We start from the raw sequence: 20,661 nt of genomic DNA, 5'->3' as shown, positions 1-20,661 counted from the left end.
GACGGCTTGCCGACTGACCTGCGGATTTGAGTGACAAACCCATGCCAAAACGTACAGACATAAAAAGCATCCTGATTCTCGGCGCTGGCCCGATCGTGATCGGCCAGGCCTGCGAATTCGACTACTCCGGCGCCCAGGCCTGTAAAGCCCTGCGCGAGGAGGGTTACCGCGTCATCCTGGTGAACTCCAACCCAGCCACCATCATGACCGATCCGGACATGGCCGACGCCACCTATATCGAGCCGATCAAGTGGCAGACCGTTGCCAAGATTATCGAAAAAGAGCGTCCGGACGCACTGCTGCCAACCATGGGCGGCCAGACTGCACTGAACTGCGCCCTGGACCTGGAGCGCGAAGGCGTTCTGGAAAAGTTCGGCGTAGAGATGATCGGCGCCAATGCCGACACCATCGACAAGGCTGAAGACCGTTCGCGTTTCGACAAGGCGATGAAGTCCATCGGCCTTGATTGCCCGCGCTCGGGTATCGCCCACAATATGGAAGAGGCCAACGTGGTCCTCGAGAAGCTTGGCTTCCCGTGCATCATCCGTCCGTCCTTCACCATGGGCGGTACCGGTGGCGGTATCGCTTACAACCGTGAAGAGTTCGAAGAAATCTGCGCTCGTGGTCTGGACCTGTCGCCGACCAAAGAGCTGCTGATCGACGAATCCTTGATCGGCTGGAAAGAATACGAGATGGAGGTTGTCCGCGACAAAAAGGACAACTGCATCATCGTTTGCTCCATTGAAAACTTTGACCCGATGGGTGTGCACACTGGTGATTCGATCACTGTGGCTCCTGCACAAACCCTGACCGACAAGGAATACCAGATCCTGCGTAATGCCTCCCTGGCGGTACTGCGTGAGATCGGCGTGGAAACTGGTGGCTCCAACGTTCAGTTCGGTATCTGCCCGAACACCGGCCGTATGGTCGTGATCGAGATGAATCCGCGTGTTTCGCGCTCTTCGGCCCTGGCGTCGAAAGCCACTGGCTTCCCGATTGCCAAGATCGCGGCCAAGCTGGCTGTGGGTTATACCCTGGACGAGCTGTCGAACGACATCACCGGCGGCAAGACCCCGGCGTCCTTCGAGCCGTCCATCGACTATGTTGTGACCAAGCTACCGCGTTTTGCCTTCGAAAAATTCCCGAAAGCCGACGCCCGCCTGACCACTCAGATGAAGTCGGTGGGTGAAGTCATGGCCATCGGTCGGACCTTCCAGGAGTCCCTGCAGAAAGCCCTGCGCGGCCTGGAAGTGGGCGTTTGCGGCCTGGACGAGAAGCTCGACCTGAGCAATCCGGAAAGTATGAGCGTGCTCAAGCGTGAGCTGACCGTGCCGGGCGCCGAGCGTATCTGGTACGTGGCTGATGCCTTCCGCGCCGGCATGACCGTCGAAGAGATCTTCGGCATGAACATGATCGACCCGTGGTTCCTGGTACAGATCGAAGACCTGATCAAGGACGAAGAGAAGGTCAAGACCCTGGGTCTGGCCAGCATCGACCGCGACATGATGTACAAGCTCAAGCGCAAGGGCTTCTCCGATATGCGCCTGGCCAAGCTGCTGGGCGTCACCGAGAAAAGCCTGCGTCGCCACCGTCACAAGCTTGAGGTGTACCCGGTCTACAAGCGCGTTGACACCTGCGCCGCCGAGTTTGCCACCGACACCGCTTATCTCTACTCGACGTACGAGGAAGAGTGCGAAGCCGCACCGTCGGGCCGCGACAAGATCATGATCCTTGGCGGTGGTCCCAACCGTATCGGTCAGGGCATCGAGTTCGATTACTGCTGCGTACACGCGGCACTGGCCCTGCGCGCAGACGGTTACGAGACCATCATGGTCAACTGCAACCCTGAAACCGTTTCCACTGACTACGACACCTCGGATCGCCTGTACTTTGAACCAGTGACCCTGGAAGACGTGCTGGAAATCGTTCGGGTAGAGAAGCCAAAAGGCGTGATCGTCCAGTACGGCGGCCAAACCCCGCTGAAATTGGCTCGTGCCCTGGAAGAGGCCGGCGTACCGATCATCGGCACCAGCCCTGACGCCATTGACCGTGCCGAAGACCGTGAGCGCTTCCAGCAGATGGTCGAGCGCCTGAACTTGCGTCAACCGCCAAACTCCACCGTGCGCAGCGAAGACGAAGCCATCCGTGCAGCCAGCAAGATCGGTTACCCGCTGGTGGTGCGTCCGTCCTACGTACTGGGCGGCCGGGCGATGGAAATCGTCTACGAGGAAGAAGAGCTCAAGCGTTACCTGCGCGATGCGGTGAAAGTCTCCAACGACAGCCCGGTGCTGCTGGACCACTTCCTCAACTGCGCCATCGAAATGGACGTGGATGCGATCTGCGACGGTACCGACGTAGTGATCGGCGCGATCATGCAGCACATCGAACAAGCGGGTGTTCACTCGGGTGACTCCGCTTGCTCGCTGCCGCCGTATTCGCTGCCATCGCACATCCAGGACGAGATGCGCGAACAGGTCAAGAAAATGGCCCTGGAGTTGGGTGTGGTAGGTCTGATGAACGTACAGTTGGCGCTGCAAGGCGAAGACATCTACGTCATCGAAGTCAACCCGCGTGCTTCCCGTACCGTGCCGTTTGTTTCCAAGTGCATCGGTGTTTCCCTGGCAATGATTGCCGCACGTGTGATGGCCGGTAAGACCTTGAAGGAAGTCGGCTTCACCAAGGAAATCATTCCGAACTTCTACAGTGTGAAAGAGGCGGTGTTCCCATTCGCCAAATTCCCTGGCGTGGACCCGATCCTGGGCCCAGAGATGAAGTCTACCGGTGAAGTGATGGGTGTGGGCGACACCTTCGGTGAAGCGTTCGCCAAGGCCCAGATGGGCGCGAGCGAAGTGCTGCCGACCGGCGGTACTGCCTTCATCAGCGTGCGTGATGATGACAAGCCGCTGGTTGCAGGCGTGGCCCGTGATCTGATCAACTTGGGCTTTGAAATCGTGGCTACTGTCGGGACTGCCAAGCTGATCGAGGCGGCAGGCCTGAAAGTGCGTCGCGTGAACAAGGTGACGGAAGGCCGTCCACACGTGGTCGACATGATCAAGAATGACGAAGTCACTCTGATCATCAACACCACCGAAGGTCGCCAGTCGATTGCGGACTCCTACTCCATTCGTCGTAACGCCTTGCAGCACAAAATCTATTGCACCACCACCATTGCTGCTGGCGAAGCTATCTGTGAAGCGCTCAAGTTTGGTCCAGAAAAGACTGTGCGCCGCTTGCAGGATCTACACGCAGGATTGAAGGCATGATCAAGTACCCAATGACAGTCCAGGGCGCCAAGGCCCTGGAAGAAGAACACGCTCATCTGACCAAGGTTGTCCGTCCGAAGCTGAGTCAGGACATCGGGACCGCCCGCGAATTGGGTGACCTGAAGGAAAACGCCGAATACCACGCCGCTCGTGAGCAGCAAGGTATGGTCGAAGCGCGGATCCGTGACATCGAAGGCCGTATGCAGAACGCGGTGATCATTGATGTCACGACCATCCCGCGCACCGGCAAGGTGATTTTTGGTACGACCGTGGAAATTGCCAACGTCGAGACTGATGAGCGCGTGACCTACCACATCGTGGGTGAGGACGAGGCTGACTTCAAACTCGGTAAGATCTCCGTCGGTTCGCCACTGGCCCGCGCCTTGATTGCCAAGGAAGAGGGTGATGTGGTGGCCGTCAAGACGCCTGGTGGCGTGATCGAGTACGAGATTGTCGAAGTTCGTCACATCTGAGAGGCGGCGCCCGCTACGTGCGGGCGCCATGCTCTGGCAGTTGGCCCAGATGCTCTGGGTCGGCGGCCTGTGGCTGTTGCATATTGGTGTCTTGCCGGTGTTGGGCCTGATTGGCCTGGCGCCGTTGCTGATCGATGAGGTCGGCGGATTATTGAGTGCGCTGCTGGTGGGTTTTGCAGCGGCGTGCGTGACGCTTCAGGCGCTGGTGCTGATCGAGGCCGAAGGCTTGGGGAGTTTGTGGCGGGATATTCGCGGGCAACTGCTGTTGATGGCGTTGTATGCGTGCGCAATGTATTGCTTGGTGCGCATGTTTCTGCCGGAAGCGTTGCGCTGGCAGCTGTTCAGCTATCTTGTGCTAGGGTTCTCCGGCTTGGTGCTGGTTGTGCAACCGGCGCCGGGGTGGAGCGGCAGGGCGCGCGAAGCGCGCCCTTGACCCTTGTATCATTTGAAACGATGGACGTTCGACAGTTGCTTGTTGGCGCTGAAGTTCCTGCGATACAACAGTGCCATCTTGCCGATGACCTGAACCAGGTCCGCTTTGCCGGCCTTGCAGAGTTCTGCAATGGCCGCCAGGCGCGCCTCGCGATCAAGGATGCTGACCTTGATCTTGATTAGTTCGTGATCGCCCAATGCGCGTTCAAGTTCGGTTAACACACCTTCAGTCAAACCGTTGTCAGCCACAGTCAAAACTGGTTTCAGATGGTGGCCAATGGATTTGTACTGTTTCTTCTGCTCTTGAGTGAGCGGCATAATCTGACCCCTGTGTCTGATCTTGTAAAAAGCGGCGGCCAGTTTACCCGAGCGAGTCCGGGACCGCCCAGTTAATCACGACCCGTTTATTTTTGAGGTGGCCCGTGGCCCGTTCCAAAACTAGCCTTAAGTGGCTGCAAGAGCATTTCAACGACCCTTACGTCAAAATGGCGCAAAAGGATGGCTACCGTTCCCGGGCCAGTTACAAGCTGCTGGAGATCCAAGAAAAGGACAAGTTGATCCGCCCTGGCATGAGCGTTATCGATCTTGGCGCAGCCCCAGGTGGTTGGTCCCAGGTGACCAGTCGTCTGATTGGTGGGCAGGGTCGTTTGATCGCTTCCGATATTCTGGAAATGGACAGCATCCCGGATGTGACCTTTGTCCATGGTGACTTTACCCAGGACGCCGTGCTGGCGCAGATTCTCGAAGCCGTTGGAAAATCGCAGGTAGACCTTGTGATTTCCGATATGGCCCCCAATATGAGTGGATTACCAGCCGTGGATATGCCACGAGCGATGTTCCTTTGCGAATTGGCATTGGACTTGGCTGGTCGGGTTTTGCGTCCCGGTGGTGATTTTCTGGTCAAGGTCTTCCAGGGTGAAGGCTTCGACGAGTACCACAAAAACATCCGCAAGCTGTTCGACAAGGTGCAGACGCGCAAGCCTGACTCTTCCCGGGGCAGGTCCCGCGAGCAGTATTTGCTGGGCCGCGGTTTCCGTGGCATTGAAGGCGCTGCCAGCGATGAGCGTTTTTGAGAGATTCAAGGGAGTCGATAGGTTTTTTTATATCGCTTTCGTCACGAAGCTTTACGAATATTGTGTAGTCAAAGTTTCACAAAGGGTTACAGACGGCGCCTGCCAGAGTTGTAGGTAATGTAGTAAGTTAGGCCGGTGAATATCATGCGAAGCACGCGCCAGTAGCGGAGCTTGCTTCAGAGGGTAGTTAATTGAACGATATGGCAAAGAATCTGATCCTGTGGTTGATCATCGCGGCTGTCCTGGTGACGGTGATGAACAACTTCTCCAGCCCTAACGAGCCGCAGACCCTCAACTATTCCGACTTCATCCAGCAAGTTAAGGATGGCAAGGTCGAGCGCGTAGCGGTTGATGGCTACGTGATTACCGGCAAGCGCAACGATGGCGACAGCTTCAAGACCATTCGTCCGGCAATCCAGGACAATGGCCTGATCGGCGACCTGGTGGATAACCACGTAGTCGTTGAAGGCAAGCAGCCTGAACAGCAAAGCATCTGGACCCAGCTCCTGGTGGCCAGCTTCCCGATCCTAGTGATTATCGCCGTGTTCATGTTCTTCATGCGCCAGATGCAAGGTGGTGCGGGAGGCAAGGGCGGGCCGATGAGCTTTGGTAAGAGCAAGGCGCGCCTGCTCTCCGAAGATCAGGTGAAGACCACCTTGGGTGACGTTGCTGGTTGCGACGAAGCCAAGGAAGAAGTGGGCGAGCTGGTTGAGTTCCTGCGTGATCCGGGCAAGTTCCAGCGCCTGGGTGGCCGTATTCCTCGCGGCGTGCTGATGGTGGGTCCTCCTGGTACGGGTAAAACCCTGTTGGCCAAGGCCATTGCTGGTGAAGCCAAAGTACCTTTCTTCACCATTTCCGGTTCTGACTTCGTCGAGATGTTTGTCGGTGTTGGCGCCAGCCGTGTTCGTGACATGTTCGAACAGGCCAAGAAGCACGCTCCGTGCATCATCTTCATCGATGAAATCGACGCCGTTGGTCGCCATCGTGGCGCCGGCATGGGCGGCGGTCATGATGAGCGTGAGCAGACCCTTAACCAGTTGCTGGTTGAGATGGACGGCTTTGAAATGAATGACGGCATCATCGTCATCGCCGCTACCAACCGTCCTGACGTACTTGACCCGGCGTTGCTGCGTCCAGGTCGTTTCGACCGTCAAGTCGTAGTTGGTCTGCCGGATATCCGTGGTCGCGAACAAATTCTGAAAGTGCACATGCGCAAAGTGCCGATGGGCGACGACGTGGCTCCGGCCGTAATTGCCCGTGGTACCCCAGGCTTCTCCGGCGCTGACTTGGCCAACCTGGTGAACGAGGCGTCGTTGTTTGCCGCACGTACCGGCAAGCGCGTTGTTGAAATGAAAGAGTTCGAGCTGGCGAAAGACAAGATCATGATGGGCGCTGAGCGCAAATCCATGGTCATGTCTGAGAAAGAGAAGCGCAACACCGCTTATCACGAAGCCGGTCACGCCATTGTTGGTCGCGTTGTGCCTGAGCATGACCCGGTTTACAAGGTATCGATCATTCCTCGCGGTCGGGCGCTGGGTGTCACCATGTTCCTGCCGGAAGAGGATCGCTACAGCCTCTCCAAGCGTGCCTTGATCAGCCAGATCTGTTCGCTGTATGGCGGCCGGATTGCTGAAGAGATGACCTTGGGCTTCGACGGTGTCACCACGGGTGCCTCCAACGACATCATGCGCGCCAGCCAGATTGCGCGGAACATGGTGACCAAATGGGGTCTTTCGGAAAAGCTTGGCCCCTTGATGTATGCCGAGGATGAAGGCGAAGTGTTCATGGGTCGTGGTGGTGGCGGTCAAGGTGCCAGTTTCTCCGGTGAGACCGCCAAGCTGATCGACTCCGAAGTGCGCAGTATCATTGACCAATGCTATGGTACGGCCAAGCAGATCCTTACGGATAACCGGGACAAGCTCGATGCCATGGCTGACGCCTTGATGAAGTACGAGACCATCGATGCCGAGCAGATCGACGACATTATGGCTGGGCGCACTCCTCGCGAGCCTCGCGATTGGGAGGGTGGTTCGGGTACTTCGGGTACGCCGCCGGTTGTACAGGACGAACGCCCTGAAACCCCGATCGGCGGCCCGGCTGCTGATCATTAAGGTTTGAAATGACTTCTGTGTTGTCCTCGACCCGGTTGCCTTGCGGCAGCCGGGTTCTTGATTTGTCCCATACGCATGTCATGGGCATTCTCAATGTAACTCCCGACTCGTTCTCCGACGGTGGCCGCTTTAGTCAGCTTGATGCGGCATTGCGTCATGCCGAGGCGATGGTTGCTTCGGGTGCCACTCTGATTGATGTTGGTGGTGAGTCAACTCGTCCCGGCGCCCGTGCAGTTTCTCCCTTGGAGGAATTGGAGCGCGTCGCGCCGATTGTTGAGCGCATTCATCGCGAGTTGGACGTGATCATTTCGGTGGATACGTCGACGCCGGCCGTCATGCGCGAAACAGCGAGGTTGGGGGCAGGCTTGATCAATGACGTAAGGTCCTTGCAGCGTGATGGCGCCCTTGATGCGGCGGCTGCGACTGGGTTGCCGGTGTGCCTCATGCACATGCTCGATGAGCCGGGGACCATGCAAGACGACCCGCATTACGACAACCTTGTCGGGGAAGTGACTGAGTTTCTTGCCGAGCGTATTGCCCAATGCGCCGCAGCCGGGATCGCTCCTGAGCGGATTATTCTCGATCCGGGGTTTGGCTTTGCCAAAACCCTGCAACACAACTTAAGTCTGTTCAAGCATATGGAATCCCTGCATGCCCTTGGTCGCCCCCTGTTGGTTGGGGTTTCGCGCAAGAGCATGATAGGTCTGGCGTTGAATCGTCCGGTGGGAGAGCGGCTGCATGGCGGCCTGGCTCTCGCGGCGCTTGCCGTAGTCAAGGGTGCGCGTATCTTACGTGTGCATGACGTAGCTGAGACGGTAGATGTGGTGCGGATGATTGCAGCGGTTGAATCAGCCGAATAAGAATGATGGAGCACGTATGACTAAAAAATATTTTGGCACCGATGGCATTCGCGGTCGGGTTGGTGAGTTTCCGATTACTCCGGATTTCATGCTCAAGCTCGGCTGGGCCGCCGGGATGGCGTTCCGCAGCATGGGCGCGTGCCGCATTCTGGTGGGCAAGGACACGCGGATCTCGGGTTACATGTTTGAGTCCGCGCTGGAGGCTGGCCTGTCCGCCGCCGGGGCCGATGTGATGCTACTGGGGCCCATGCCTACGCCGGCGATCGCTTACCTGACGCGTACCTTTCACGCTGAAGCCGGTATCGTGATCAGTGCCTCGCACAATCCCCATGACGACAATGGCATCAAGTTCTTCTCGGGCCAGGGCACCAAGCTGCCGGACGAGATCGAGCATATGATCGAAGAGCTGCTGGATGCGCCGATGACCGTCGTCGAGTCGAGCAAATTGGGCAAGGTCTCGCGGATTAACGACGCCTCTGGCCGTTACATCGAGTTTTGCAAAAGCAGCGTGCCGAGCAGTACCAATTTTGCTGGCCTGAAAATCGTCATCGACTGCGCTCATGGTGCGACCTACAAGGTGGCTCCCAGTGTGTTCAAGGAGCTTGGCGCACAAGTGACGGTGCTGTCGGCTCAGCCTAACGGCTTGAACATCAACGACAACTGTGGCTCGACCCATATGGGGCAGTTGCAGGCGGCAGTATTGGCCGAGCACGCCGACCTGGGTATCGCCTTCGATGGTGATGGTGATCGAGTATTGATGGTCGATCACACCGGCGCCATTGTCGACGGTGATGACCTGTTGTTTATCATCGCTCGCGACTTGCATGAGCGTAATAAGCTCCAGGGCGGCGTTGTCGGTACCTTGATGAGTAATCTGGGGCTGGAGTTGGCGCTGGCAGATCTGGGGATTCCGTTTGTGCGCGCCAATGTTGGTGACCGTTACGTGATCGCTGACCTGCTGGAGCGTAACTGGCAGGTGGGTGGGGAGAACTCCGGGCATATCGTGTGTTTCCAGCACACCACTACCGGCGATGCGATCATTGCGGCGCTGCAAGTGCTGCTGGCATTGCGTCGTCGCGAAGAAAGCCTCGCTCAGGCGCGCCAGGCGCTGCGCAAGTGCCCGCAAGTGCTGCTTAACGTCCGTTTTGCGGGCGGTGATAACCCTGTCGAACATCCGGCCGTCAAGGAGGCCAGCGAGCGCGTTACTGCTGCCATGGCAGGTCGTGGTCGGGTCTTGTTGCGCAAGTCTGGCACCGAGCCTTTGGTCCGGGTGATGGTCGAAGGTGAGGATGAAAGCCAGGTTCGTGGCTATGCCGAAGAGCTGGCAAAACTGGTAACTGAAGTTTGCGCCTGAATTCGGCTTGCCAGTGATGGTGTGGTTGGGTAACATCTGCGCCCACTTTGACCGACGGGGTACAGCATGCGTCGCACTATGGTAGCTGGTAACTGGAAAATGCACGGTACCCGCGCCAGTGTCGCTGAGCTGATCAACGGCCTTCGTCATTTGGCCTTGCCTAGCGGTGTTGATGTCGCGGTATTCCCGCCTTGCTTGTATATCAATCAAGTGATTGATGGCTTGAAAGGCAAGTCGATTCAGGTCGGCGCGCAGAACTCTGCGGTGGAATCCATGCAAGGTGCGTTGACTGGTGAGATTGCACCTAGTCAACTGGTTGATGCGGGTTGTTCCCTGGTGCTTGTTGGGCACTCCGAGCGTCGTCAGATCATGGGCGAGCGTGATGGGACACTTAATCGCAAGTTCGCAGCGGCACAGGCTTGTGGCTTGATTCCGGTGCTGTGCATAGGGGAGACCCTTGAGCAGCGTGAGTCCGGGAAAACTCTTGAGGTTGTCGGGCGTCAGCTGGGCAGTATCATTGAGGAGCTGGGAGTCGGTGCCTTTGCAAATGCAGTAATTGCTTACGAGCCGGTCTGGGCCATTGGTACCGGGCTGACTGCTTCGCCGCAACAGGCGCAGGATGTGCACGCAGCCATCCGCGCGCAGTTGGCGGCAGAGAATTCTGAGGTCGCACGAGGTGTGCGGCTTCTATACGGCGGCAGCGTGAAGGCGGCCAATGCGGTCGAACTGTTCGGCATGCCGGATATCGATGGGGGGCTCATTGGTGGAGCCTCCCTGAATGCAGATGAGTTCGGTGCGATTTGTCGCGCCGCGGGAAACTGAGAAAATGCTGGAAACAGTCGTAGTCGTTTTTCATCTGTTGGGTGCACTGGGCGTTGTTGCTCTGGTATTGCTGCAGCAGGGTAAGGGTGCGGATGCTGGTGCGTCTTTCGGGGCAGGTGCTTCAAATACTGTGTTCGGAAGCCAAGGTTCCTCTACCTTTCTTAGTAAGTTTACTGCTATACTTGCCGCCGGTTTCTTCATAACCAGCTTAGGGTTAGGTTACTTTGCTAAAGAGAAAGCTCATGTGCTGACTCAAGTAGGCTTGCCAAACCCAGCAGTGTTGGAAGTTCCAAAAGCAAAGCCGGCTTCTGATGATGTCCCGGTGCTTCAAGAGCAAAAGTCGGCTACCCCAGCGACTGACGTGCCTCCAGCTCAAGAGCAAAAGTAAGAAGGGTTACACGCTGTAAATGTTGTATTGCCGAGGTGGTGGAATTGGTAGACACGCAACCTTGAGGTGGTTGTGCCCATAGGGTGTAGGGGTTCGAGTCCCCTTCTCGGTACCAATTGTCAGGAGAGCCCGCTGTTGCGGGCTTTCTTGTAGGTGGAAGGTTACATTGACCCTGTAAGGGATCGGTCGTATACTTCCGCCCCAGCTTTGTCGCGGGGTGGAGCAGTCTGGTAGCTCGTCGGGCTCATAACCCGAAGGTCGTCGGTTCAAATCCGGCCCCCGCAACCAGTTTTAGCGGAGCCCCTTTTAAGGGGCTTTTTGTTAGCTGGACACTTTCAACGCCGCTGTTCGACGGCGTTTCAAGGATGGGCGTTTCGCCCATTTTTTTTATTTTGCACAGCATGCACATACATGCACTAGGGGGTTCAGGTGTCGAGCAAGCTAGAAGAGTTGCAGGCCTTGTTGGCCCCGGTGATCGTGGCCCTAGGCTATGAATGCTGGGGTATTGAGTTTTCGGCTCAAGGTCGTCACTCAATGTTGCGCGTTTATATCGATAAAGAGGGCGGCGTGCTGGTGGACGATTGTGCCATTGTCAGCCGTCAGATCAGTGGTGTCCTGGATGTTGAAGATCCAATCGCCGTTGAATACACCCTTGAAGTTTCCTCGCCTGGCATGGAACGCCCACTGTTCACTATTGAGCAGTTTGCAAAATTTGCCGGTGAACAAGTGAAGATCAAGCTGCGTTCCCCTTTTGAAGGGCGCCGCAACTTTCAGGGCCTTCTGCGCGGTGTAGAAGAGCAGGACATCGTGGTGCAGGTAGAAGACCATGAGTTCCTGTTGCCGATCGATATGATCGACAAGGCCAACATTATTCCCAGTTTTGACTGAGACGCGGATCCCGCGGATCCAATGGCTTGCGAAAGGCGAGGCGTACGATGAGCAAAGAAGTACTGCTGGTTGTTGAGTCGGTATCCAATGAAAAGGGCGTACCGGCAAACGTGATTTTTGAAGCGCTGGAGCTGGCCCTGGCCACTGCTACCAAAAAGCGTTTTGAAGACGAAGTTGATCTGCGTGTGGAAATCAATCGCCACACCGGTGCCTATGAGACTTTCCGTCGCTGGACGGTCGTCGAAGAAGCTGATCTTGATGATCCGGCTATCGAAACCTGGCCAAGCAAGGTTGCTGAAACGCATCCTGGTGCCAGCGTTGGCGATGTCGTTGAAGAAAAGATCGACTCCATCGAGTTCGGCCGCATCGCTGCACAGACCGCCAAGCAGGTCATTGTGCAAAAGGTTCGCGAAGCCGAGCGCGCTCAAGTCGTTGACGCCTATCGCGAGCGCCTGGGGGAAATCATCTCCGGCACCGTGAAAAAAGTGACCCGCGACAACGTGATTGTCGATCTGGGTAACAACGCCGAAGCGTTGCTGGCCCGTGAAGACATCATTTCTCGCGAAACTTTCCGGGTTGGCGTGCGTTTGCGCGCGCTGCTCAAGGAAATCCGCACTGAAAACCGCGGCCCTCAGTTGATCCTGTCGCGTACCGCGCCGGAAATGCTGATTGAGTTGTTCCGCATTGAAGTGCCGGAAATTGCCGAAGGCCTGATCGAAGTCATGGCTGCGTCCCGCGATCCGGGTTCGCGCGCCAAGATCGCGGTCCGCTCCAAGGATAAACGCATCGACCCGCAAGGCGCGTGCATTGGTATGCGCGGTTCGCGCGTCCAGGCAGTGTCGGGCGAATTGGGCGGTGAGCGTGTGGACATCGTGCTGTGGGACGATAACCCGGCGCAGTTCGTGATCAACGCCATGTCACCGGCCGAAGTCGCGGCAATTATCGTTGACGAAGATGCCCATGCAATGGACATCGCCGTTGGCGCAGACAATCTGGCTCAGGCCATCGGTCGCGGTGGTCAGAACGTACGTTTGGCCAGCCAGTTGACCGGCTGGACCCTGAACGTGATGACCGAATCGGACATCCAGGCTAAGCAGCAAGCAGAAACCGGTGACATCCTGCGCAACTTCATCGACGAGCTGGAAGTCGACGAAGACCTGGCGCAGGTGCTGGTAGATGAAGGCTTCACCAGCCTGGAAGAGATTGCCTACGTACCGTTGGAAGAAATGCTCAACATCGACGGCTTTGACGAAGATACTGTCAACGAGCTTCGCGCTCGGGCCAAGGATCGTTTGTTGACTAAAGCCATCGCTACTGAGGAAAAGCTGGCAGACGCCCATCCGGCCGAAGACCTGCTCTCGCTTGAGGGTATGGACAAGGATTTGGCGATGGAACTGGCGGTGCGCGGCGTAATTACCCGCGAAGACCTGGCCGAGCAGTCTATTGACGACCTGCTCGACATCGACGGCATTGACGATGATCGTGCCGGCAAGTTGATCATGGCCGCCCGAGCCCATTGGTTCGAGTAATTAGGCGCGGCCTGAGGAGAGAAGTGCATGACGCAAGTCACGGTGAAACAACTGGCCGATGAGGTCAAAACACCGGTAGAGCGCCTGTTGCAGCAGATGCGTGAGGCAGGTCTGCCGCACACCGCCGCCGATGAAGGTGTGAGCGATAGTGAGAAGCAGTCTTTGCTGACTCACTTGAAGAGCAGCCACAAGGCGAAAGTGGAAGAACCGCGCAAGATTACATTGCAGCGCAAAACCACCAGCACCTTGCGTGTTGCTGGTAGCAAGAGCATCAGCGTTGAAGTACGCAAGAAGAAAGTCTTCGTACAGCGCAGCCCGGAAGAAATCGAAGCCGAGCGCAAACGTGAACTGGAAGAACGTCGCGCAGTAGAAAATACTGCTCGTCAGAAGGCTGAAGAAGAAACCAAGCGTCGCGCCGAAGAAGAAGCGCGTCGCCAGCCTGCTGGTACTGAAGCAGTTGCGGCACCTGCTGCACCTGTAGAGGCTGTGCGTGAGGCCGCTCCGGTTGCCGCAGCACCAGCCCCTGCAGCTGACGCTCGTAAGCGCGACGAACCTCGTCGTCCGGACAAACCACGTGCCGACGATAACAGTCGTCGTGGCAGTGGTGATGGTGAGCGCAAAAACGCTCCACATCGTGCTTCGGTCAAAGAGAAGGCGCCAACGCCGCGGGTTGCTCCACGTACTACCGACGAAGAAAGCGACAGCTTCCGTCGTGGTGGTCGCGGCAAGGCCAAGCTGAAGAAACGCAACGCCCACGGTTTCCAGAGCCCAACCGGCCCTGTCGTGCGTGAAGTGAAGATCGGCGAGACCATCACTGTGGGCGACCTCGCTCAACAGATGTCGGTCAAGGCAGCTGAAATCATCAAGTTCATGTTCAAACTGGGTACTCCAGCGACCATCAACCAGGTACTGGATCAGGAAACTGCCCAACTGGTTGCTGAAGAGTTGGGCCACAAAGTGACCCTTGTCAGCGACACCGCCCTGGAAGATTCCCTGGCTGAGTCCCTGAAGTTTGAAGGCGAGACCTTCTCCCGCGCGCCAGTCGTGACCGTAATGGGCCACGTTGACCACGGTAAGACCTCGCTGCTCGACTATATCCGTCGTGCCAAGGTAGCTGCAGGCGAAGCCGGCGGTATCACCCAGCACATCGGTGCGTACCACGTTGAAACCGACCGCGGCATGGTCACCTTCCTCGATACCCCAGGTCACGCCGCGTTTACCGCCATGCGTGCCCGTGGTGCCAAGGCGACTGACATCGTGATCCTGGTAGTTGCAGCGGACGATGGCGTAATGCCGCAGACCATTGAAGCTGTCCAGCACGCCAAGGCCGCTGGTGTTCCATTGGTTGTCGCAGTGAACAAAATCGACAAGCCGGGCGCCGATCTTGATCGCATCCGTAGCGAACTGTCGGTTCACGGCGTGACTTCTGAAGAGTGGGGCGGTGATACGCCGTTCGTTTCGGTCTCGGCGAAAGTCGGTACCGGTGTAGACGAACTGCTGGAAGCGGTCCTGCTGCAAGCTGAAGTTCTCGAATTGAAAGCAACCCCTTCGGCCCCAGGTCGTGGTGTTGTGGTTGAATCGCGTCTCGACAAAGGTCGTGGCCCGGTTGCAACCGTTCTGGTTCAAGACGGTACCCTGCGCCAAGGCGACATGGTCCTGGTCGGTTCGAACTATGGCCGTGTACGTGCCATGCTCGACGAGAACGGCAAGTCTATCAAGGAAGCCGGTCCTTCCATCCCTGTCGAGATCCTCGGCCTGGACGGTACCCCGGACGCTGGCGACGAGATGAGCGTACTGTCAGACGAGAAGAAAGCCCGTGAAGTGGCTCTGTTCCGTCAAGGCAAGTTCCGCGAAGTCAAGCTGGCCCGTGCTCACGCTGGCAAGCTGGAAAACATCTTCGAGAACATGGGCCAGGAAGAGAAGAAGACGCTTAACATCGTCCTCAAATCTGACGTCCGTGGTTCCCTCGAAGCGTTGAACGGCGCCTTGAATGGCCTGGGTAACGACGAAGTGCAAGTGCGTGTTGTCGGTGGCGGTGTCGGTGGTATCACCGAATCCGACGCCAACCTGGCACTGGCCTCCAACGCTGTACTGTTTGGCTTCAACGTGCGTGCCGATGCTGGCGCACGGAAGATCGTCGAGCAGGAAGGCTTGGATATGCGTTACTACAACGTCATCTACGACATCATCGAAGACGTCAAGAAGGCCCTTACCGGCATGCTTGGCAGTGACGTCCGGGAGAACATCCTGGGTATTGCTGAAGTCCGCGACGTGTTCCGTTCGCCGAAGTTTGGCGCGATCGCCGGTTGCATGGTGCTCGAAGGTGTTGTGCACCGTAACCGTCCAATCCGTGTACTGCGTGAAGACATCGTTATCTTCGAAGGCGAGCTGGAATCCCTGCGCCGCTTCAAGGATGACGCTTCTGAAGTACGTGCTGGCATGGAATGCGGTATCGGCGTCAAGAGCTACAACGACGTCAAGGCCGGTGACAAGATCGAAGTCTTCGAGAAGGTTCAGGTTGCTCGCAGCCTCTAACTCGCGCACTTCAAGGGCCACGATGGGCCGCGGCACGCAAGTGCCCGGCGCAGCGTCCGGACTCTAAACGCAACGCCCGGTCTGGCTTTTGTCAGGCCGGGCGTTTGCCGCTTTCAGACCCCATGGGTTTCACCGTGTGGCAGTAACAGGTAACAAGACATGGCAAAAGAATACAGCCGTACCCAACGTATCGGCGATCAGATGCAGCGTGAGCTGGCACAGCTGATCCGTCGTGAAGTCAAGGACCCACGTGTAGGCCTGGTCACCATCACCGCCGTTGAAGTCAGCCGCGATGTGGGTCACGCCAAGATTTTCATCACTGTGATGGGTCAGGACAACGCCGAAGATATTGCGCAAAGCATCAAGGTGCTGAACTCTGCCGCAGGCTTCCTGCGCATGCAGTTGGCGCGTGAGATGAAGCTGCGCAGCGTCCCTCAGTTGCACTTCCACTACGACGAAAGCGTCGTGCGTGGCGCGCACTTGTCGGCACTGATAGAGCGGGCCGTGGCTGAAGACAGCCAGCGCCCGGAATCGGCCACACCTGAAGACGCCAAGGAGTAATCGGTGGCTCAGGTCAAACGTATCCGTCGTAACGTCAGCGGCATCATTCTGCTCGATAAGCCCATTGGCTTTACCTCCAATGCTGCCTTGCAGAAAGTGCGCTGGCTGCTCAATGCCGAGAAGGCAGGGCACACCGGTAGTCTTGATCCCCTGGCCACTGGCGTGCTGCCATTGTGCTTTGGCGAGGCCACCAAGTTTTCGCAATACCTGCTTGAGTCCGATAAGGGTTACGAAACCCTGGCGCAACTGGGCAAGACCACCACCACGGCAGACGCCGAAGGTGATGTTTTGCGGGTTCGTGACGTGACCGTTGGTCGTGCTGATATTGAAGCTGCTTTGCCCGCTTTTCGTGGGAAAATCAGTCAGATACCGCCGATGTACTCGGCGCTCAAGCGTGATGGCCAACCCCTTTACAAGCTGGCGCGTGCTGGGGAAGTGGTGGAGCGCGAACCGCGTTCTGTTACTATTGCGCGCTTGGAATTGCTCGCCTGCGAAGGCGACACTGCTCGGTTGGCGGTGGACTGCAGCAAAGGCACCTATATCCGTACCCTGGTGGAAGATATTGGTGAGCAACTAGGCTGTGGCGCATACGTTGCAGAACTGCGACGGACCCAGGCAGGCCCTTTCACCTTGGCCCAGACGGTCACGCTGGAAGAACTGGAAGCCGTACATGCCGAAGGCGGCAACGAGGCGGTTGATCGCTTCCTGATGCCATCGGACAGCGGTTTGCTGGATTGGCCATTGCTGCACTTCTCGGAGCACAGCGCGTTCTATTGGCTTAACGGCCAGCCGGTACGCGCTCCGGATGCCCCGAAGTTCGGCATGGTGCGGGTACAGGATCATAACGGTCGCTTTATCGGTATTGGTGAAGTGAGCGAAGACGGGCGAATCGCGCCGCGTCGACTGATTCGGTCAGAATGACCGGAACCAGTTTGAGGTAAAAGCGCAGCTGCTTTTATACAAACTGGAACGAGGGTGGCTGTTAGCAGGCACGGTCACTACTCATTTTTAGATACAGGGATTTGTCCCTGGCCTGTTGAAACCGTCCCTTGGATGGTTTCCTGATAAAAGGATTGCCTCATGGCTCTCGACGTTCAAGAAAAAGCTCAAATCGTAGCTGACTACCAGCAAGCTGTTGGTGACACTGGTTCGCCAGAAGTGCAAGTTGCACTGCTGACCCACAACATCAACAAGCTGCAAGGTCACTTCAAGGCCAACGGTAAAGATCACCACTCCCGTCGTGGTCTGATCCGCATGGTAAACCAGCGTCGTAAGCTGCTGGATTACCTGAAAGGTAAAGATCTGGGCCGTTACCAGGCTCTGATCGGTCGCCTGGGTCTGCGTCGCTAATCAGCGATTGCGCTAGAGGTTGGCTGTCTGCCGTGTGTCAGTGGGATTCCCGCTGGCCCATGGCAGGCTCCCAGCCTCAAGTTTTATCTGGATACACGTTTTACCCTGGACAGGCGTTGGGCCGACTCCCGACATTGCCCAAGAATTTCGCAAGAAGACAAGTTCCCCAAGAGCCACAAAGAAGGTAGGACACCGTGAACCCGGTAATCAAAAAATTCCAGTTCGGTCAGTCGACCGTTACCCTCGAGACAGGCCGTATCGCCCGTCAGGCCTCCGGCGCAGTGCTGGTCACCGTTGACGACGACGTCAGCGTATTGGTGACCGTTGTTGGTGCCAAGCAAGCCGATCCAGGCAAGGGCTTCTTCCCTCTGTCTGTCCACTACCAGGAAAAGACTTACGCTGCCGGTAAGATCCCTGGCGGTTTCTTCAAGCGTGAAGGCCGTCCTTCCGAGAAAGAAACCCTGACTTCCCGACTGATCGACCGTCCGATCCGTCCGCTGTTCCCAGAAGGCTTCATGAACGAAGTGCAGGTTGTCTGCACCGTCGTGTCTACCAGCAAAAAAATCGATCCGGACATCGCTGCGATGATCGGTACCTCGGCTGCACTGGCAATCTCCGGTATTCCTTTTGATGGTCCTATCGGCTGTGCCCGCGTTGCATTCCACGAAAGCACTGGCTACCTGCTGAACCCGACTTACGAACAACTGAAAGCTTCGAGCCTGGACATGGTCGTTGCCGGTACGTCGGAAGCCGTTCTGATGGTTGAATCGGAGGCCAAAGAGCTGACCGAAGACCAGATGCTGGGCGCGGTACTGTTTGCTCACGACGAGTTCCAGGTGGTGATCAACGCCATCAAAGAACTGGCCGCCGAAGCAGCCAAGCCAACCTGGACCTGGGCTCCAAAGCCAGAAGCCACTGCTCTGCTGGGCGCTATCCGTTCCGAGTTCGGCGACGCGATCTCCCAGGCTTACACCATCACCATCAAGGCCGACCGTTACGCTCGCTTGGGCGAACTGAAAGACCAGGTTGTTGCCAAGCTGTCCGGTGAAGAAGGTCAGCCGACCTCCAGCGAAGTCAAAGCCGCTTTCGGTGAAATCGAATACCGCACCGTTCGCGAAAACATCGTTAACGGCAAGCCACGTATCGACGGCCGCGACACCAAGACTGTACGTCCGCTGAACATCGAAGTCGGTGTTCTGCCTAAAACCCACGGCTCGGCTCTGTTCACCCGTGGCGAAACTCAGGCTCTGGTAGTCGCGACTCTGGGTACTGCCCGTGACGCACAGCTGCTGGACACCCTGGAAGGCGAGAAAAAAGACCCCTTCATGCTGCACTACAACTTCCCTCCGTTCTCGGTGGGCGAGTGTGGTCGTATGGGCGGTGCTGGTCGTCGCGAAATCGGTCACGGCCGTCTGGCTCGTCGCTCGGTTCAGGCCATGTTGCCTGCTGCTGACGTGTTCCCGTACACCATCCGCGTCGTATCGGAAATCACCGAGTCCAACGGTTCCAGCTCCATGGCTTCGGTCTGCGGTGCTTCCCTGGCTCTGATGGACGCTGGTGTGCCAATGAAGGCCCCAGTTGCCGGTATCGCCATGGGTCTGGTTAAAGAAGGTGAGAAATTCGCCGTCCTGACCGACATCCTGGGTGACGAAGACCACTTGGGCGACATGGACTTCAAGGTAGCCGGTACCGCCAAAGGTGTTACCGCGCTGCAGATGGACATCAAGATCAAAGGCATCACCGAAGAAATCATGGAAATCGCTCTGGGCCAAGCCCTGGAAGCGCGCCTGAACATCCTCGGCCAGATGAACCAGATCATTGCTCAGTCCCGTACCGAGCTGTCGGAAAATGCTCCGACCATGATCGCGATGAAAATCGACACCGACAAAATCCGTGATGTCATCGGTAAAGGCGGTGCGACTATTCGTGCGATCTGTGAAGAGACCAAGGCTTCGATCGACATCGAAGACGACGGCTCGATCAAGATCTTCGGCGAAACCAAGGAAGCCGCAGAAGCTGCGCGTCAGCGCGTTCTGGGCATCACTGCTGAAGCCGAGATCGGCAAGATCTACGTTGGTAAGGTTGAGCGCATCGTCGACTTCGGCGCATTCGTCAACATCCTGCCGGGCAAGGACGGTCTGGTTCACATCTCCATGCTGAGCGATGCTCGCGTTGAGAAAGTGACCGACATTCTGAAAGAAGGCCAGGAAGTGGAAGTATTGGTACTGGACGTGGACAACCGCGGTCGTATCAAGCTGTCCATCAAGGACGTTGCAGCAGCCAAGGCGTCGGGCGTTTAATCACCCCGTAGCTGTACGCTGAAAAGGGACTCTTCGGAGTCCCTTTTTCATGTCTGCAGGAAAGTGCCATGAAATCAGCTGTTTAGCCAAACTCAAAAACCGCAACTTGCATGCAGCTACGATTGGCTTCATGCAAATTGCACGATTTCGAAAATTATTATTTTTATAACATGCTGATTTTTAAGGTTTTTTGTTGCTCTCGAAACTTGGCACAGCGTCTGCAATAGTACTGGTAACCCTGCAGCATCAGCGTTTACACGCTGCAGACTTTTTATAAAACAGGAGTTACTCGTATGAAGAAGTTCGCTATCGCTGCTGCAACTGCCACCGCTCTGACCCTGACCATGGCCAACGTGGCTTTCGCTCAAACTTCCCAGGCGCCTATGGTTGTAGCTGCCGGTGAAGTGACCAAGGCCAAGGAAGCGACCTCCGACACCTGGATCACCACCAAAGTGAAAAGTGATCTGGTCACCGAGAAAGGCATTCCTGGTACCGACATCAAAGTCGAAACCAACAAAGGTGTAGTTTCCCTGTCTTCGACCGTCGCTGTGACTGAAGCGCAGAAAACTACTGCGGTGAACATCACCAAGAAGATCAAAGGCGTTAAAGCTGTTTCGGCCGACGGCCTGAAAGCAGAGTAACGCTCAACAAATCGCCTGGACTAGGCGAAGGCGGCGGCGAGCGAGTTAGATATCTGCTCAGTTAGATATCTGCTCAATGCA

Annotated in this window: 18 protein-coding genes and 2 tRNA genes; 19 read left to right on the top strand and 1 reads right to left on the bottom strand. The window is 56.9% G+C overall.

Features of this window, described 5'->3' with window-relative positions:
• Positions 1-41: 41 nt before the first annotated feature.
• The 3 genes from carB to FQ182_RS19695 are packed head-to-tail and all read left to right on the top strand — an operon-like array spanning position 42 to position 4,169.
• Positions 42-3,263 carry a carbamoyl-phosphate synthase large subunit gene (gene carB / locus FQ182_RS19705; protein ID WP_149413230.1) on the top strand — a complete coding sequence of 1,074 codons (3,222 nt, stop codon included), beginning with the start codon at positions 42-44 and terminating at the stop codon, positions 3,261-3,263.
• Complete coding sequence (gene greA / locus FQ182_RS19700) at positions 3,260-3,736, top strand: transcription elongation factor GreA (RefSeq protein ID WP_149413229.1); 477 nt, start codon at positions 3,260-3,262, stop codon at positions 3,734-3,736. The genes carB and greA overlap by 4 nt, the downstream gene beginning before the upstream one ends.
• 28 nt (positions 3,737-3,764) lie before the next feature.
• Positions 3,765-4,169: an MFS transporter gene (locus FQ182_RS19695; RefSeq protein ID WP_149413228.1), complete on the top strand. Its 405-nt coding sequence runs from the start codon at positions 3,765-3,767 to the stop codon at positions 4,167-4,169.
• 8 nt (positions 4,170-4,177) lie between these two features.
• Here FQ182_RS19695 and FQ182_RS19690 read toward each other — a convergent pair whose 3' ends face one another.
• The gene (locus tag FQ182_RS19690) at positions 4,178-4,486 is read right to left on the bottom strand and encodes a YhbY family RNA-binding protein (protein ID WP_133103502.1); all 309 of its coding nucleotides are present in this window, start codon (positions 4,484-4,486) and stop codon (positions 4,178-4,180) included.
• Positions 4,487-4,590: 104 nt separating this feature from the next.
• Between FQ182_RS19690 and rlmE the strand changes: the two genes are divergently transcribed.
• The 16 genes from rlmE to FQ182_RS19610 all read left to right on the top strand — a co-directional run bounded on the left by rlmE (position 4,591) and on the right by FQ182_RS19610 (position 20,580).
• On the top strand, positions 4,591-5,241 hold the full coding sequence (gene rlmE / locus FQ182_RS19685; RefSeq protein ID WP_133103503.1) for a 23S rRNA (uridine(2552)-2'-O)-methyltransferase RlmE: 651 nt from the start codon (positions 4,591-4,593) through the stop codon (positions 5,239-5,241).
• Between the two features lie 200 nt (positions 5,242-5,441).
• Positions 5,442-7,352 carry an ATP-dependent zinc metalloprotease FtsH gene (gene ftsH, locus FQ182_RS19680; protein WP_149413227.1) on the top strand — a complete coding sequence of 637 codons (1,911 nt, stop codon included), beginning with the start codon at positions 5,442-5,444 and terminating at the stop codon, positions 7,350-7,352.
• 8 nt (positions 7,353-7,360) lie between these two features.
• Positions 7,361-8,212: a dihydropteroate synthase gene (gene folP, locus FQ182_RS19675; protein ID WP_149413226.1), complete on the top strand. Its 852-nt coding sequence runs from the start codon at positions 7,361-7,363 to the stop codon at positions 8,210-8,212.
• A 16-nt stretch (positions 8,213-8,228) separates the two neighbouring features.
• Positions 8,229-9,566, top strand: coding sequence for a phosphoglucosamine mutase (gene glmM, locus FQ182_RS19670; RefSeq protein WP_149413225.1), 1,338 nt, complete (start codon positions 8,229-8,231; stop codon positions 9,564-9,566).
• Between the two features lie 66 nt (positions 9,567-9,632).
• Complete coding sequence (gene tpiA / locus FQ182_RS19665) at positions 9,633-10,388, top strand: triose-phosphate isomerase (RefSeq protein ID WP_063033212.1); 756 nt, start codon at positions 9,633-9,635, stop codon at positions 10,386-10,388.
• A gap of 4 nt (positions 10,389-10,392) precedes the next feature.
• A complete protein-coding gene (gene secG, locus FQ182_RS19660; protein WP_133103507.1) occupies positions 10,393-10,776 on the top strand; it encodes a preprotein translocase subunit SecG in 384 nt (127 codons plus the stop codon).
• Positions 10,777-10,805: 29 nt separating this feature from the next.
• Positions 10,806-10,891: transfer RNA gene (locus tag FQ182_RS19655), tRNA-Leu, on the top strand.
• Between the two features lie 96 nt (positions 10,892-10,987).
• Positions 10,988-11,064 (top strand) — tRNA-Met (locus tag FQ182_RS19650).
• A gap of 141 nt (positions 11,065-11,205) precedes the next feature.
• Positions 11,206-11,664, top strand: coding sequence for a ribosome maturation factor RimP (rimP, locus tag FQ182_RS19645; RefSeq protein ID WP_133103508.1), 459 nt, complete (start codon positions 11,206-11,208; stop codon positions 11,662-11,664).
• Between the two features lie 47 nt (positions 11,665-11,711).
• Positions 11,712-13,193: a transcription termination factor NusA gene (nusA, locus tag FQ182_RS19640; protein ID WP_149413224.1), complete on the top strand. Its 1,482-nt coding sequence runs from the start codon at positions 11,712-11,714 to the stop codon at positions 13,191-13,193.
• Between the two features lie 27 nt (positions 13,194-13,220).
• Positions 13,221-15,728, top strand: a complete 2,508-nt coding sequence (gene infB / locus FQ182_RS19635) for a translation initiation factor IF-2 (protein ID WP_149413223.1) — start codon at positions 13,221-13,223, stop codon at positions 15,726-15,728.
• A 159-nt stretch (positions 15,729-15,887) separates the two neighbouring features.
• On the top strand, positions 15,888-16,289 hold the full coding sequence (gene rbfA, locus FQ182_RS19630; RefSeq protein WP_133103511.1) for a 30S ribosome-binding factor RbfA: 402 nt from the start codon (positions 15,888-15,890) through the stop codon (positions 16,287-16,289).
• 3 nt (positions 16,290-16,292) lie between these two features.
• Positions 16,293-17,210, top strand: a complete 918-nt coding sequence (truB, locus tag FQ182_RS19625; RefSeq protein WP_149413222.1) for a tRNA pseudouridine(55) synthase TruB — start codon at positions 16,293-16,295, stop codon at positions 17,208-17,210.
• 159 nt (positions 17,211-17,369) lie between these two features.
• Positions 17,370-17,639 (top strand): 30S ribosomal protein S15, encoded by a 270-nt coding sequence (gene rpsO, locus FQ182_RS19620; RefSeq protein WP_003176135.1) that lies wholly within the window; start codon positions 17,370-17,372, stop codon positions 17,637-17,639.
• 194 nt (positions 17,640-17,833) lie between these two features.
• Positions 17,834-19,939: a polyribonucleotide nucleotidyltransferase gene (gene pnp, locus FQ182_RS19615; protein WP_133103513.1), complete on the top strand. Its 2,106-nt coding sequence runs from the start codon at positions 17,834-17,836 to the stop codon at positions 19,937-19,939.
• 293 nt (positions 19,940-20,232) lie between these two features.
• Entirely contained in the window at positions 20,233-20,580 is a 348-nt protein-coding gene (locus tag FQ182_RS19610; protein ID WP_025857115.1) for a BON domain-containing protein, read from the top strand.
• Positions 20,581-20,661 lie beyond the last annotated feature (81 nt).

This window comes from Pseudomonas sp. ANT_H4, assembly GCF_008369295.1.
Taxonomy (GTDB): Bacteria; Pseudomonadota; Gammaproteobacteria; order Pseudomonadales; family Pseudomonadaceae; genus Aquipseudomonas.
The sequence above is the reverse complement of the archived record's forward strand: the minus strand, read 5'-3'. Positions and strand labels throughout refer to the sequence as shown.